This is a genomic window from Adlercreutzia caecimuris B7, from assembly GCF_000403355.2.
Classification (GTDB): Bacteria; Actinomycetota; Coriobacteriia; order Coriobacteriales; family Eggerthellaceae; genus Adlercreutzia; species Adlercreutzia caecimuris.
This window is the reverse complement of record NZ_KE159646.1, coordinates 1,867,354-1,881,078: the sequence shown is the minus strand read 5'-3', so window position 1 is coordinate 1,881,078 and position 13,725 is coordinate 1,867,354. Positions and strand designations below refer to the sequence as shown.

Here is a 13,725-nt window from a genome sequence, read left to right as displayed (position 1 = left end):
TCTAGCTCAGCAGGCGCAGAAACCCGCCGAGCAGCCCCGTGGCCATAAGCACACCCACAGCCACGAGGAACCAGCCGCACACTTTGTTGATGATATCGTAATGGCGCTTGATCGCGTTGAAAGCGCCCTTCAGCTTGTCGATGAGCACGGCGGCAGCCACAAAGGGAATGCCGAGGCCGGCCGAGTAGCACAGCAGCAGTATGACGCCCTGCACCACCGAGGCCTGCTGCGAGGCCAACATGAGCGCCGAGCCGAGAAACGCGCCCACGCACGGCGTCCAGCCGATGGAGAAGATGATGCCGAACAGCACCGACGAGAAGAAGCCGAGCTGGCGGCCGGCCAGTGGATTCTTCCCGCCACGGAACAGGTTCACCTTGATGAACCCGAGGAAGTACAGGCCGAAGGCGATGACCACCAGACCGCACACGACGTTCACGACGCTCTGGTACTCGATGAAGAACGCGCCCACGGTGGAAGCCAGGGCGCCCATGGCAATGAAGACGCACGTGAACCCCAGCACGAAGCCGAGGGCGTTGCGCAGCACCACGGAGGTGCGCACCTCCTCGCCGGCGGCGAAGTAGGTGACGTAAATGGGGATCATGGGCAAAAGGCACGGCGACACGAAAGTGATGATGCCTTCCAGGAATGTGATGAGGTAGGTCACTGCGTGCTCCCATCCGTGTTGCGCTGCCGACGATCGTGCGGTCTATTATTCCCGAAAACGGCCGAAGGCGCGATGCCCTTCACAGAAAGTCGCCCGTCCGTTACGGGGAGATGCCTCTGTCCGAGCCTAGCTGGGACACGCTTGCCCGGTAAAGTGCCCCGGCAGCCGTCCTGTTACCGCGCCTCGACGCCGCGGTAGTATTCCACGCCGTTGTCGGCCTTGAAGGTGAACACGGTGAAGTGCGGGTACACGAGACGCCCGTCATCGCCCAGGATGCTGTTACCGTCGGCGTCGGTCATCTGGTAGCAGCTGGCGCTGTAGGTGCGCTTCTGCGGGCTGCCCAGAAGCTTCAGCAGGGGCGCCGCATCGGCATCGATGCGCGCGGCGCTGCGCAGCTGCTTGGTCTTCGCCGCATCGTAGCGGCCCTTGGCGCTGAAGGCGTAGAATTTCTCGCCTACCACGGCGGTGCCGGTCATCATCTGCCCGTTCTTGGCGAAGCGCCGCACTTTGGCGCTGTCCCAGCCGGCCTTGGCGCGGCCGCTCTTCGTCACGCGGTACGTGTCGCCCGCCACCTTCACGAGACGGGTCTTCTTCCCCGTCAGCAGCTTGCCGTTTTGCCCGAACACATACCAGGCGCCCTTGATCTTCGCCGGCCCTGTGGCGGCCTTGCCGTTGGCGAGGAAGTAGTACTTCGCGCCCTTCACCGTCTTCCACTGCTTCTTGACGGCCTTGCCGTTCTGCACGTAGTAGCGCTCGCCGCCCATCTTCACCAGGCCGCGCTTGCCAGCGAAGCGGCTGCTGGCCGTCGATGCCTTCCCGCCGAGGGCCTTGGTGCGCGGCGCGATAGTCACGACGTATGTGCGGGCGTTCTTGTAGCCCGGCGTGCCGCCCTGGCCGCTTCGCGCATAGGGAAAGGCGAACAGGTCCACGCGGCAGTGCTTGGCCCATTCGGGGTCGTACACCTTGCCGTCCGCCTCGGCCCAGGAGTGGCCGCCGCTGGAAACCACCTTGCAGCTCTTGCAGCCGATGGCGTTGGCGATGTAGGCGAAGGCGGCGGCATAGGAATGGCAGCTGCCCGATTTCTTGTCGAAGATGTCCAGGGCGAAGGCCCTCTGCCAGCCCGACTTCGACGAGAAGCCGCGGAAGGCCCGTTCGCTGTATTTGTCGCGCAGCAGGTTGAAGCAGGCGCGCAGCTTCTTCTTCTGCGACCAGCCGGGCTTGGTGTTGCGCTCCACGAACGCCGTCGCCTTCGCGAGCACCTTCAGCTCGGCCTTCGTTTGATCGTTCAGCACGGCACGGCCCTGCTTGTCCAGCTTCACACCGTTGACCACCTTGCCCGTCACCATGGCGCCCTTGGCCTTGTTGGCCACGGTGAAGTAGCGGTAATGCTTGCCCACCTTGTGCCAGCCGGTCAGCTGACGACCCTTCTTGTCGAAGAGATACGTCTTGCCGTTGATGGTGCGCAGACCGCCCTTCTGAGCCACGCCGTCCACCTTGCAGTAGATGCGCGACCCCTTCTCGACCCACTGCACCGATGGGGCGGCAGGCTCGTCGGCGAAGGCCGGGGTGGTCGTTGCCGCCATAGCCGTACCGGCCAGGAGAAACGCGGCGAGAAGGATGGCGAGGGCAGTGCATACGGAATGCTGCAGCAAGCGGGAACGGGGCATCGAATGCCTCCTTGCGGACTCGGTAACCATTACCTTCCAGCATATCGTATTGGGGCACAAAAGGGGAGGGGCGGAGCGCGGGATTGTCGTACAGGGTAGCGGAGGCGGGACGACCTACCGGGTAAGCTGTCCCACTTTGGTTTCGGACACGAGGCTGCCGGGGGACTTCGGTCGGGGCCGTTGGTCGAGCGGGCCCATGTGAACCAGGCGGTGGTGAGTCGGGTGGAGCGCGGTCGCGGCAATGTGGCAGCCAACCTGATGGCAGATCTTGCCGAGGCGCTCGGCAAGCAGGTGTGCGTCACGTTGGAATAGCCACAAGAAAGGGGCGACCGCCGATCTCGGTCGCCTCTTTCTGTGAAACGTGTAGCTTGGCACAAGGCTGCTGGATGGTGCGGAGCGGGGCAGCCTGCCGAGCGTGCTGTCCCGCTCCATTGCGGGTCGCGATCCTTAGGCCTTAGGCTCCTGCTGGGTGATGCAGTGGATGTTGCCGCCGCCGTAGACGACCTGATCGGACTGGACGCCCACACACTTATAGACGCCCTCGCCCCACACCTCGTTACTATACGGCTAATGGCGGCATTGTGTTCCCGCTCTTCGGCGATGAGGTGCATGATCGCCAGGCAGCCGAAGTGCTGGGCGAGGCTTACCCCGACCGCGAGATCGTGGGCGTTGCGTGCCATGAGATGTTCCTCGGAGGCGGCAATATCCATTGTGCGACGCAGCAGCAGCCAGCCGTCGGATAGCCTTCTTGCCTGACAAGAGCATTTTGAGGGCGCCGGAGGCCTAGAGGCAAACCTCCGGTGCCCTCTCCTTGCCGGAGAGCGGCTGGGCACGCAATTGTTATCGGCGCGCTGATGCTAGCTATCCCCAAAGGGGACGTCATCGAACGCGGCAAGTCTCTCGGCGATAATCTCGGGTGAAGGAAGCTGGTCTCTTAGCTCCTCGGGCAACGCACGACTCAAGCTGTAAGTAGCCACGCCGATGGGTGCAGACGACTGGCGCAAGGCATACTCCACATAAGTTCTGTCCTTGCTCTTGCAGATGATGATGCCAATGGACGAGTTCTCATCGGGGAGGCGCACCTGATCGTCCAGCGCAGAAAGGTAGAGCTGCATTTTCCCCGCATATTCTGCTTCAAATTCGCCCACTTTCAGTTCGACAGCCACAAGCGACTTTAGCCCTCGGTGGAACAGCAACAAGTCAATATAGATGTCTCGCTCTCCGGCCTTCAGATGGAATTGACTGCCGACAAACGCGAAGGCACCTCCCATTTCCGCGAGGAAGTCGCGAATGCGCGAAACCAGTTGAAGCTCGAGCTCGTGCTCGGAGTACTCGGGAGAAAGCTCGGCGAAGTCGAAGGCATACTCATCTTTAACGGCAAGCTTTGCCTGCGCCTGTCGTTCAGGCGGAAGCGTGGCTTCGAAGTTCGTCTGGTTTGAGAGAAATCTCTCATAGGCACCGGCCTCTATATAATTTGCGAGGAGCCGCTTGGTCCAGCCATATCGCGCCGCCGCTTTTAGATAAAACTCACGCTGCAGGTCATCATCGCATTTGTTCATTATCACCAGATTGCATGACCAGCTGATTTCTCTCACCAAAAGTGACAGTTTCTCGCTGTCGCGATAGGTGAGATAGAAGTTTCGCATTCTCCATAAATTGACTGCTGAATAACCTTTGGCGCCGGGAAACATTTTCATGAGTTCATCAGAGAGGCCCTCTACGACCGATTTTCCCCATCCCTCCAGTTCTTGCCGGGCGCATATTATCTCGCCGATGCGCCAGTACAGATCTATGGTACTGGTATTCAGCCGCCTCAGAGCACGATACTGCCGCTCGTTGATAAGATGAGCTATCTCTCCGGCCAGCTCGCGCACGACCGGCTTCTCGATCTCTTCCATAAACGCCTCGTCTCACTACTGTCACCATTGGTGATAGAAAGTTAATAGGCCGCCATGATAACGTATTCAGCCGCCGGGCGCCCCTCGTCCTGGCTACCATGAAGGACGACGCCCTTTCCGTAGCCGCCCTTGCGGAGGGGGCGACTTGGCGCGGAGCCCCCCCCACGAAAAAAGGCGGCTCCCGGACTGGGAACCGCCTTTCGCGTTCTGATACTTCGGTCAAGACCGCAATTCGGCAGGCGCCCTTAGGCCTTGGGCTCCTGCTGGGTGATGCAGTGGATGTTGCCGCCGCCGTAGACGACCTGATCGGACTGGACACCCACACACTTATAGACGCCCTCGCCCCACACCTCGTCGTAGATCTGCTGCAGCGTGTCCACGGCAAGCTGGTCGTTCTCGTCGCCATACTGCGGCACGATGACGCCGCCGTTGGTCACGAGGTAGTTCATGTAGGAGGCGATCAGCGGCTCGTCGGCCACGCGGGGCTCGGCATTCTCGTCGATGTCGATGGTGTCGCAGGATGCCTGGTCCATGTACAGGGGATTCGCCGGCATGGGCAGCTTGTACACCTTGATGGCGCGACCCTTCGCGTCGGTAGCGTTGCTCAGGGTTTCATAGGCCTCATGACACTGGCGGTAGAAGGGGTAGTCCGGATCATCGGTCCAGATGCAGGCCATGACGCCAGGGGCGATGAAGGTGGCCACGTCGTCGATGTGGCCGTTGGTCTCCTCGGGGTCGATGCCCTCCTTCACCCAGATGACCTTCTCAACGCCCAGATAGGCCTTCAGGTGCTCGTCCATATAAGCGCGCAGCTCCTCGCTCCAGGGCTGGAACTTCTTGGCGTAGACGGGCCAGATGGTGTCCTCGTCGGCCTCGTCGGCCAACACGGCAGAGGCGGTGCGGCCCGGGGAGAGCAGGCACTGGTCGGTCACCACGAGGGTGCCCTCGCCGTCCACGGTGATGGAGCCGCCCTCGAGAATCATGTCATCGGGACGGTAGCGGCGGCAGTGCGACAGCTCGGCCATCTTGCAGGCAATTTGGTCGTCGGCCCTCCACGGGAAGTACAGACCGTCGACGAAGCCACCGTAGGCATTGAAGTGCCAGTCGCAGGCACGCTTGTCGCCCTTGCCGTTAATGACGTAGGTGGCCCCGGTGTCGCGGAACCAGGCGTCGTCGGTGGTCATCTCGATGACGGTCACATTCTCATCGTCCTCGAAAACGGCCTTGCAGTTGGCGTAATCGTCCTCGTTGGCGCACATGACGACCGGCGTGAACTCGGCGATGGCCCGAGCGATGGCAGCGTACTGCTTCTGAGCCGGCTTGGCGCCATGGGCCCAGGTGTCGGTGCGATGGGGCCAGCCTATCCACACGCGATCCTGCGGGGCGAACTCGGCGGGCATGAAGAAACCGTCGGCGGCGGGGGTAGAGTCAGACTCAAAAATAGTCTTCATGGGGAAATCCTTTCGGAGTGAAATGGCTTCGGAGCAGGGACGCGTCGGAGGACTTGGCGCGCCCCGGCACCACTTGGTCAGAGGCGGCCGGCACAGACCCGCCTCGGTTCCACGGAGGTCCTGACGGTTAAGGCTACAGGACCTTCTCGGGTTTGCCGCCGTTGGCAGCGAGGATTGCCTCGATCTGGGCCGGGTCGGCAGGCTCCAGCGAGTCGGTCTCGCCAGCGGCCTCGGCAGCGAGGCGCTCGGCAGCCGTGGCCTCGGTGAGGCCCGTGAACTCCTCTTTGCGGCCGCGGGCGCTCACCACGCGCACCACCTCGCCCATAAGGAGGAATATGATGAAGATGGCGATCATCGGCACCTTGTCCGCTACTTCCTCGGCTGAGAACGGCACGATCGTGGCCACGACGGCCAGCACCAGCTCGATGACCGGGATGGCCAGAATAACCTTCATAGCTGTACCCTGGAAGGGGAGGCGATACACGCGCGGACGGTTCGCATCCACCTTGCGCAGCTTGATGAACGCCGGGAACATGGGGATGTAGGTGAGCAGCAGGAACACGACCGAGGTGGCGAACAGCGTCCAGAACAACCCGTTAGAGATGGCCTCGTTGGGGATGAGTTGGATGAGCAGCACGGCGGTAGCCACGATGCCGTTCACAACGGCGGCACCGGTGGGCATGCCGGTCTTCGGATTCTCGTGGGCGAAGACCTTCGGCATGTTCTGGTTCTTCGCGGCGTACTGGGCCACGGCGTTCACGCCGAAGGACCAGGAGGCCATGTTCGCGAACAGGGTGATGAGGAACACCACGGCGATGATGATGAAGATGGGGGAGGCTTCGCCCACCATGGTCATTACGGCCACGATCATGCCGAAGTCGGGGTCGATCTGGTCGGCCGGGATGGCGGCGCCGACGCCGAAGCCGCAGAACAGGTAGATGGCGCCGATGGCCAGGCCGCCCAGGATGATGGCCTTCGGGATGTCGCGGGCCGGGTTCTGCATGTCCTTGGCGAAGGTGCAGACCACCTCGAAGCCCGTGAAGTTGAAGATAATGATGGACAAATAGCCGAGCGCGGCAGTGTTGGTCACGTCGGGCAGGAACGTCTCGGGGGCCATGGATCCGGCAAATCCGTTGGCGCAAGCATACCAGATACCGAGCACACCCACCGACACGGCCACGAGCACCTTCAAGACGGCTCCGCCGTTCAGAATCCACTCGGAGTCGGACACCTTGGAGAAGCTCATGAGCACGACAATCCACACGAATGCGATCTCGATGGCCAGCGTGAGCGCCAGATTCGACTCGATGTCGGCTCCGAACACCATACCGAGGATCGGCGGAAACAGGGTGGCCAAGCTGGCGATCCACAGCGGGAAGTTGATCCAGTAGTACCAGCTGATACGGGCGCCCCACTTGTCGCCCAAAGCATCGCGCACCCAGTCGTAGATGCCGCCCTCAGAGTCGTAGGCGGTGCCGAGCTCGGCCGCCACCATGCCGTAGGGCAGAAGGAAGGTGATGATAAGGAAGATCCACCAGAAGAACTGCTGGTTGCCGATGGCAGCAGCCGGCGCCGCCGCCTCGCACACGAACACCACGCAGATTACCGACAGAATAACGGACACGAAGGAGAATTTCTTCTTACCACTCATAGTGTGGCTCCTTACTTGGAAGATAAAGGCGGGGGAGCCGCAGCTCCCCCGACCTGGTACGTCTTACAGACCGTGCTTACCGAGGGCCGCCATGCGCTCATCGATGGTGGCGCGGTAGGCCGTGGCCTTCGCCTCGTCGGGCTCGCTCTGGGGGCACAGAGTGGCCAGGATGGCGCGAATGGAGTGCTTGCGGTTCTCGGCCTCGTCCCAGCACAAGCTGCGCGCGGGGTCGTCCATTACCTCGTCCACCACTTCTTCGCCACGGTTGGCGGGCAGGCAGTGCATGAACATGCTGTTCGGACCGGCCACATTCATCATATCCCAGGTCACCTGGTACTTCGGATAGAACACGTCCATGTAGCTGGAGCTGGAGACCTCCTCGTCGTAGAGGCCGTACCACACATCGGTGTACACGAAGTCGGCGCCCTCGATGCAGGAGATGTCGTCGGAAATGGTGATGGTGCCGCCGGAGACCTTGCAGTTCTCCTCGCCGATAGCCATGAGCTGCTTGCCGAAGGCAGCGCGCTCCTCATCGGTGCCTATATGCAGGGCGCCGTCGGGAATCTGATGCCCCTTCGGCCCGAACTGCACGAAATCCATGCCCATCTTCGAGCAGATGAACATGAGCGACACGCAGGTCTGGGTGGCATCGCCGATGAAGGCAAACTTGCAGTCCTCGATCTTCTTGCCGGCGGGCAAGTTCTCGATCATGGTCATGAGGTCGCCGAGCTCCTGGGTGGGATGGTTGTACTCGCTCATGCCGTTGATGACGGGGGCCGCGGAGTACTTCGCCAAGCTCACTACATCCTTATGACGATCGACGCGGGCCATGAGGATGTCGACGAGGCTTCCCATGACGCGGCCGGAGTCCTCGATGGACTCATGGCCACCCAGCTGGATGGAGCCGGGGCCGAAGAACTGCGCGTGGCCGCCGAGATCGGTCATGGCCGTCTCGAAGGAGATGCGGGTGCGGGTGGACACCTGCTGGAAGATCATGCCGAGGGTCTTGTTCTTCAGCAGCAGCGGGTACTCGCCGCCCTCCTTGATGAGCCCCTTCATGGCGATGGCCAGATCTACCATGCCGAGCAGCTCCTCCTTGGTGAAGTCGTTGGTGTCGATGTAATCCTTGACCATGGAAATCCTCCTTAGGGATATATCCGCGGCCTTCGGTCGGAAAGACCGCGGGCGACTTGTCGCGGAGGAAGCGGCGAGGCCGTGCCAGCCTGACCGTCCCCTGATGCTCCTCCGCATCCGTTGGGGCACAGCATGGGGGCGGCGCGGCGGCTTGGGAAGCATTAACCGGGATTATTTTGCGTTCAGGGAATTTCACACCCGCGTCTATATCCAAAATAATCCCGAAGTTGAGGGCCCTGAGCGGGCAGTTGTGGTTCAATGGGTCTCAGTGCGAACGGAGGTTTACGCGGCTCGCATAGCGGGTGCATCCAGCTTCCTAATCCGGATTAGAACTTGGAAACGCACATTCGGGGCCAAGGAGCGGCACGATGGAGACAGCTTTCTACCTCTACACCATCCTCATCATGGTGGCTTGCGTGGCGGCGGGGTCGGTATGCCTATCGGCCTACTTCGTCTCGCGGCGGCGCGCTTATTTGTACGCAGGTGCGCTCTTCCTCTTCTACTTCCTCGATATGGCCCTCATCTTCCAGTACGAGTACCTGGGGCAGAACCTCGCCTACTCCTTCGACTCGTTCTACGGAATCGATCGGCCGCTGATGCGCACGGCGCTGGCAGCGGGCGCCTTGCAGTCGCTGTGGCTGCTCGTGTGCGACTTCGAGAACGAGCGCCGCCCGGTGCTTCTGTGGCTGCCCCTGGCCTTGTTCCTCGGCTCTTGCGCCCTCGTGCTCGGGCTGCTGCCCGAGGGCCCTTTCCGGCAGTGGCTGTACTTCAGCCTGCGCCAGCTGTTCCTGCTCTGGGGCATCGGCTATGTGATATTCCGCTACTGCACCTGCCAAAGCGACATCGAGCGGGCGCGCATGCGCCGTCAAGAACCGCTGCTGTTCGCCACCTTCGCGTTCGTGCTGTGCATTCTGGCCGAGGACATCTTCATGATGCTCATGCTGGATCCGGCCACCATCGCCGATAGCCTTCTGCCCCTCTACCTCTCGGAGCGCAACTTCTCCGAGAACTTCCTCGTGCTGGCCTTCGCCTTCTTCGCCATGCGAGCTGCCGCTGAAACGCTGTGGCTGCGCTTCAAGGAGCCGCCGGCGGCTGACAACCCCGATTTGCAGTCCTACATCGACGAGCTCTTGCCCGCCTACTGCGAGCGCCACGGCCTGACGGCCCGCGAGCGCGAGATTCTGGAAATGGTGCTCGAGGGCAAGGACAACCAGAACATCGCCAGCACACTGCAGCTGGCCTTGGGCACCGTGAAGGCCCACGTGCACAACATCCTGAAGAAGACCGGCCACGCCACCCGCCAAGAGCTCACCCAAGACTTCTGGAAGGGCTAAGGCGATCCGACCAGATGGCCGCACAACGCAGCGGCCCATCTCGCCGCATCGAGGAGCGAGAAGCCGCATTCATTCCTTGCGCCTAGCGCCTCGTCCGTTGACTTCAGCTGTCGCGGTTATTAGAATTGTACGGTGTAACACCGTACTTTAGGAGGAATCATGGCGACGGCCGCAGCTGAACCGAAGAATTCTCGGCTCGATTTGCGCATGACGAGCGACCAGAAGCGCCAAATTGAAAGGGCTGCTCGCCTCAACGGCGTTACCGTCTCCCAATGGTCCCTTGCCCATTTGATTGCTTCTGCTCGCGAAGACATTCTGGAGAGTTCCCAGATCATGTTGGAGGAGAGTGTCTTCGACGAGTTCCTGCAGCTGCTTCAGGGCGATCCGACCCCGCGTTTCGATGAGTTTGCAGAAGGCAGCACCCGATGGGAGCGCTAGAGTTCAGCGAGCCCCGGATACTGCAACCCCAAGATGACGTGTCGGGGTTTTGCTGCGGAACGGAGTTCATAGACCAATGGCTCGCCACTCATGGCCTCACGGCTAAGGAGCACGGCACTGCCGTTGTCTATGGGACCTTCATTTCGCCATCGGACGGAAAGCAGGAGCTTGCGGGATTCTGCTCCCTCAGTTCTTACGCCGTTGCCCGCAGCCGTGCCAAAGGGTGGTTGGCGCGGAATACTCCGGCCTCCATCCCTGTCATTCTTCTGGGCATGCTTGGAGTCGATGCGCGTTATCAAGGTTGCGGATTGGGGCGCGATTTGCTGCTTGACGCGGCGAAGCGAAGCAAGGCCATCGCCGAGCAGCTCGGTGCCAAGGCCCTTGTTGTCGATCCCTACGATGAGAGTGCGCGTAGTTTCTACGAGCGCTACGGCTTCCGCGACTTGGGAGACACCGGCAGCATGTTCGCAAAACTTTAGGTCTGAGTCGGCTTAGCGCAAGCAAGCCGTCAGCCTGATCGCGTCTCTCTTCGCCCAAACGGCCGCCACCGAGCCGCTTCGCTGCGCCGTTTTCTATTCAAGAATCGCGGGGCGCCCCTTGTATTCAGTTTGCGATGGGGTGCCTCAGCGAGGATGAAGAAGGGGTGCTATACTTCCTCGTAGAGGCCGCGTTTTCGGCGCGGAAAGGAAGAGAGAGGAGTGCGGGAATGGAGAGAGTGAGAAGCAAGTGCGGGAGGGTGGCAATGCTTGCCGTGGCGGTGTGCGCTGCGGCGCTGCTGATGGCGGCGGCGCCGGGCGTCGCCCATGCGGCACCGAAGACAAGCGGTGGCGCGCAGGTGCATACGTTGAGCGAGAATGTGACCTATACCCAGTACGACATCACCGGCGACAAGAAGCCCGACAAGATCAAGGTGAAGGCGACTTACGACGGGTACGGGTACCGCAGTCGCATCGTTGTGTACGTGAACGGAAAGAAGGCGTTCTCGAAAAGCACTTATTTTTACGGTGTGGTGGCCCAGCTGATCACGCTTAAGAACGGGAAGCCGTTTCTGTTTCTCGAGGCGTGGTCGGACAATGATGACGCCGATGTTCGCGGCCTCTTCAAGTGCTCCAAGGGCAAATTGAAGCAGGTTGTCGACTGCAATAACGGGTTCGGTAAGAAAATTGGCACCCATCGAGGCGGCGAGATAAAGGCTGTGACGGGGAACAAGATCGTGGTATCGCACCGAATTATGTCCTACATGGCAGGAAATATTTCCGGTGATTTTACTTACAAGTATACGAAGGGAACACTGAAGAAGACGAGCAATACTGGTAAGCTTTCCGTGGGTAATCGCAAGTCCAACACCTACAAGGCCTTGAAGAGCATGAAGGCCTACAAGAGCACGAACTGCAAGTCGACCAAGTTCACCATTAAGAAGGGCCAGAAGGTGAAGTTCCTCAAGGTGTACGTAAAGGGCAATACGGTGCGCTTCCAGGTGAAAACCGGCGGGAAGACCGGGTGGATCAAGGTGGCCGATCGCTATGAGAGTCCGCTCATGTACCGCCAGCAGGAGTCATGGGGCGCAACCTATCGACCGCCCTTCAAGGGGCTGTTCCTCGCGGGATAACCTCTCAGGCGAAAGCCGTACAGCAAAAGAGCGCTCCGGGGTGGGGCGCTCTTGTTGTTAGGTGACTCAGATTGAGGTGGGCTCTTCGGGGTTTTCTTCAGCCTTGCTTTGGGCTTGGGATCGGGATGGGGATCGGGTTACTTGCTCTCATCCTCGTCGTCATCGTCGAACAGCGACCAGTCGTCCTCGGTCTTCTCGTGATTCTTGTACTGTTTGCGCGTCTTGCGCTCCAAGATGAGGCACACGATGATGCTGATGACAAGGCCGCCGCCGACGAGAATACCGATACCGGGCATGGTCTCGAACAGGAAGTGGTAGAGCTCTTCGAAATTCATGGGGCTGTCCTCGTCTTCTCGCGCCGGCACGAACCTGCGGGCCGCTGCGGCGGGTCGGTGATGTGCTGCGGAAAGTATACTATGCTTCCCCCGCCGAAAACGCAATCTCCACGTGCGATAGGGCATATTCCGTCGGTGGTTTTGAGGTGTCTTTCGGCTCGCTGCCCGCCCTGGCTGCTACCAGGCGCGATGGTTGCGCTATACTGGTCGAACGCAAAACGCCCGACTCCGAGGAGCAACCTATGCTGGACATCAAGTACGTACGTGAACATCTCGACGAAGTAGCCGAGGCCATGAAGAACCGCCATGCGTCCTTCGATCCCGAGCAGTTCTCCGCCCTTGACGTTCAGCGTCGCGAGCTGATTGCCGAGGAGGAGGCCCTGCAGGCCGAGCGCAACCGCATCTCCAAGCAGATCGGCGCCCTCATGGGCCAGGGCAAGAAGGACGAGGCCGAGGCCGCCAAGGAGCAGGTGCGCCAGATCAACGAGAAGCTGGAGGCGGCCAGCGCGGCCCGCACCGAGGCCGACGACGCCCTGAACACCCTGCTGATGAGCGTGCCGAACCTGTGCGACGCCTCCACTCCCATCGGCGAGGACGAGGACGACAACCCCGAGGTGCGCCGCTGGGGCACCCCGCGCGACTTCGCCGTCGAGGGCTTTGAGGCCCAGGCCCACTGGGATCTGGGGCCGGCCCTGAATATCATCGACTTCGAGCGTGGCGTGAAGCTGGCCGAGAGCCGCTTCTACGTGCTCGGCGGCGCTGGTGCCCGCCTGGAGCGCGCCCTCATCTCCTTCATGCTGGATCAGCACACCGAGCGCGGTTACAAGGAGTGGTGGGTGCCGGCCATGGCCAACGCCGCCACGCTCACGGGCACTGGCCAGCTGCCGAAGTTCGAGGAAGACCTGTTCCACACCACCGAGGGGCTCTACCTCATTCCCACCGCTGAGGTGCAGCTGACCAACCTGCATGCCGGCGAGGTGCTCGACGCCGATCAGTTGCCGCTGCACTACTGCGCCTTCACCCCGTGCTTCCGCGAGGAGGCGGGCAGCGCCGGCCGCGATACCCGCGGCATCATCCGCGTGCACCAGTTCTCCAAGGTGGAGATGGTGAAGTTTGCCACCCCCGAGACCGGCTTTGCCGAGCTGGAGTCCATGGTGGAAGACGCCGAGAACATCCTGCAGAAGCTGGAGCTGCCCTATCGTGTCATCAGCCTGTGCACGGGCGACATCGGCTTCTCCTCCGCCAAGACCTACGATGTTGAGGTGTGGCTGCCCAGCTACAACGCCTACAAGGAAATCTCCTCGTGCAGCTGCTGCACCGACTTCCAGGCCCGCCGCGCCAACATCAAGTACCGCGATCCGGCCAACTTCAAGGGCACCCGCTTCGCCTATACCCTGAACGGATCGGGTCTGGCCGTGGGCCGCACCATGGCCGCGGTCATCGAGAACTACCAGAACCCCGACGGCACCATCACGGTGCCCGAGGTGCTCGTGCCCTACATGGGCGGCAAAACGGTGATTGGGCCGGAAGAGGTCTAAGGGCAC

General features: G+C 61.3%; 14 protein-coding genes. 6 read left to right on the top strand and 8 right to left on the bottom strand.

All coding sequences use genetic code 11. The features are described 5' to 3' along the window. Position 1: 1 nt before the first annotated feature. From C811_RS11620 to C811_RS16680, 3 genes are all read right to left on the bottom strand, one after another. Positions 2-664, bottom strand: a complete 663-nt coding sequence (locus tag C811_RS11620) for a cytochrome c biogenesis CcdA family protein (protein ID WP_016309824.1) — start codon at positions 662-664, stop codon at positions 2-4. A 173-nt stretch (positions 665-837) separates the two neighbouring features. Beyond that, a complete protein-coding gene (locus C811_RS11615) occupies positions 838-2,331 on the bottom strand; it encodes a hypothetical protein (RefSeq protein ID WP_016309823.1) in 1,494 nt (497 codons plus the stop codon). A gap of 447 nt (positions 2,332-2,778) precedes the next feature. Further along, positions 2,779-2,883 (bottom strand): agmatine deiminase family protein, encoded by a 105-nt coding sequence (locus C811_RS16680; RefSeq protein WP_022926558.1) that lies wholly within the window; start codon positions 2,881-2,883, stop codon positions 2,779-2,781. 29 nt (positions 2,884-2,912) lie between these two features. Between C811_RS16680 and C811_RS16285 the strand changes: the two genes are divergently transcribed. Next, positions 2,913-3,074 carry an agmatine deiminase family protein gene (locus tag C811_RS16285; protein WP_016309822.1) on the top strand — a complete coding sequence of 54 codons (162 nt, stop codon included), beginning with the start codon at positions 2,913-2,915 and terminating at the stop codon, positions 3,072-3,074. A gap of 114 nt (positions 3,075-3,188) precedes the next feature. Here C811_RS16285 and C811_RS11610 read toward each other — a convergent pair whose 3' ends face one another. From C811_RS11610 to ptcA, 4 genes are all read right to left on the bottom strand, one after another. Then, positions 3,189-4,229: a PDDEXK nuclease domain-containing protein gene (locus tag C811_RS11610; RefSeq protein WP_016309821.1), complete on the bottom strand. Its 1,041-nt coding sequence runs from the start codon at positions 4,227-4,229 to the stop codon at positions 3,189-3,191. A gap of 245 nt (positions 4,230-4,474) precedes the next feature. Continuing rightward, positions 4,475-5,680 (bottom strand): agmatine deiminase family protein, encoded by a 1,206-nt coding sequence (locus tag C811_RS11605; protein WP_016309820.1) that lies wholly within the window; start codon positions 5,678-5,680, stop codon positions 4,475-4,477. Between the two features lie 133 nt (positions 5,681-5,813). After that, entirely contained in the window at positions 5,814-7,331 is a 1,518-nt protein-coding gene (locus C811_RS11600) for an APC family permease (protein ID WP_016309819.1), read from the bottom strand. Positions 7,332-7,394: 63 nt separating this feature from the next. Further along, positions 7,395-8,465, bottom strand: coding sequence for a putrescine carbamoyltransferase (gene ptcA / locus C811_RS11595; protein WP_016309818.1), 1,071 nt, complete (start codon positions 8,463-8,465; stop codon positions 7,395-7,397). 368 nt (positions 8,466-8,833) lie between these two features. On the opposite strand from ptcA, the gene C811_RS11590 reads away from it, so the two are divergent. From C811_RS11590 to C811_RS11580, 4 genes are all read left to right on the top strand, one after another. Then, positions 8,834-9,799, top strand: coding sequence for a helix-turn-helix transcriptional regulator (locus C811_RS11590; protein ID WP_016309817.1), 966 nt, complete (start codon positions 8,834-8,836; stop codon positions 9,797-9,799). Positions 9,800-9,958: 159 nt separating this feature from the next. After that, positions 9,959-10,237: a type II toxin-antitoxin system TacA family antitoxin gene (locus C811_RS0103695; RefSeq protein ID WP_016309816.1), complete on the top strand. Its 279-nt coding sequence runs from the start codon at positions 9,959-9,961 to the stop codon at positions 10,235-10,237. Then, on the top strand, positions 10,225-10,716 hold the full coding sequence (locus C811_RS11585; RefSeq protein ID WP_016309815.1) for a GNAT family N-acetyltransferase: 492 nt from the start codon (positions 10,225-10,227) through the stop codon (positions 10,714-10,716). Before C811_RS0103695 ends, C811_RS11585 begins: the two co-directional genes overlap by 13 nt. A 227-nt stretch (positions 10,717-10,943) precedes the next feature. Continuing rightward, positions 10,944-11,846: a hypothetical protein gene (locus C811_RS11580; protein WP_016309814.1), complete on the top strand. Its 903-nt coding sequence runs from the start codon at positions 10,944-10,946 to the stop codon at positions 11,844-11,846. Between the two features lie 137 nt (positions 11,847-11,983). Here the strand turns inward: C811_RS11580 and C811_RS11575 are convergent, their stop codons facing one another. Next, entirely contained in the window at positions 11,984-12,181 is a 198-nt protein-coding gene (locus C811_RS11575) for a DUF6724 family protein (protein WP_016309813.1), read from the bottom strand. A gap of 242 nt (positions 12,182-12,423) precedes the next feature. On the opposite strand from C811_RS11575, the gene serS reads away from it, so the two are divergent. Then, positions 12,424-13,719 carry a serine--tRNA ligase gene (serS, locus tag C811_RS11570; RefSeq protein WP_016309812.1) on the top strand — a complete coding sequence of 432 codons (1,296 nt, stop codon included), beginning with the start codon at positions 12,424-12,426 and terminating at the stop codon, positions 13,717-13,719. Positions 13,720-13,725: the final 6 nt, after the last annotated feature.

Bases quoted from the DNA above. Each gene is read 5' to 3' on its own strand.
- C811_RS11615 (WP_016309823.1), bottom strand. From the start codon at position 2,331: ATGCCCCGTTCCCGCTTGCTGCAGCATTCCGTATGCACTGCCCTCGCC.
- C811_RS11610 (WP_016309821.1), bottom strand. From the start codon at position 4,229: ATGGAAGAGATCGAGAAGCCGGTCGTGCGCGAGCTGGCCGGAGAGATA.
- C811_RS11605 (WP_016309820.1), bottom strand. From the start codon at position 5,680: ATGAAGACTATTTTTGAGTCTGACTCTACCCCCGCCGCCGACGGTTTC.
- C811_RS11600 (WP_016309819.1), bottom strand. From the start codon at position 7,331: ATGAGTGGTAAGAAGAAATTCTCCTTCGTGTCCGTTATTCTGTCGGTA.
- ptcA (WP_016309818.1), bottom strand. From the start codon at position 8,465: ATGGTCAAGGATTACATCGACACCAACGACTTCACCAAGGAGGAGCTG.
- C811_RS11590 (WP_016309817.1), top strand. From the start codon at position 8,834: ATGGAGACAGCTTTCTACCTCTACACCATCCTCATCATGGTGGCTTGC.
- C811_RS0103695 (WP_016309816.1), top strand. From the start codon at position 9,959: ATGGCGACGGCCGCAGCTGAACCGAAGAATTCTCGGCTCGATTTGCGC.
- C811_RS11585 (WP_016309815.1), top strand. From the start codon at position 10,225: ATGGGAGCGCTAGAGTTCAGCGAGCCCCGGATACTGCAACCCCAAGAT.
- C811_RS11580 (WP_016309814.1), top strand. From the start codon at position 10,944: ATGGAGAGAGTGAGAAGCAAGTGCGGGAGGGTGGCAATGCTTGCCGTG.
- C811_RS11575 (WP_016309813.1), bottom strand. From the start codon at position 12,181: ATGAATTTCGAAGAGCTCTACCACTTCCTGTTCGAGACCATGCCCGGT.
- serS (WP_016309812.1), top strand. From the start codon at position 12,424: ATGCTGGACATCAAGTACGTACGTGAACATCTCGACGAAGTAGCCGAG.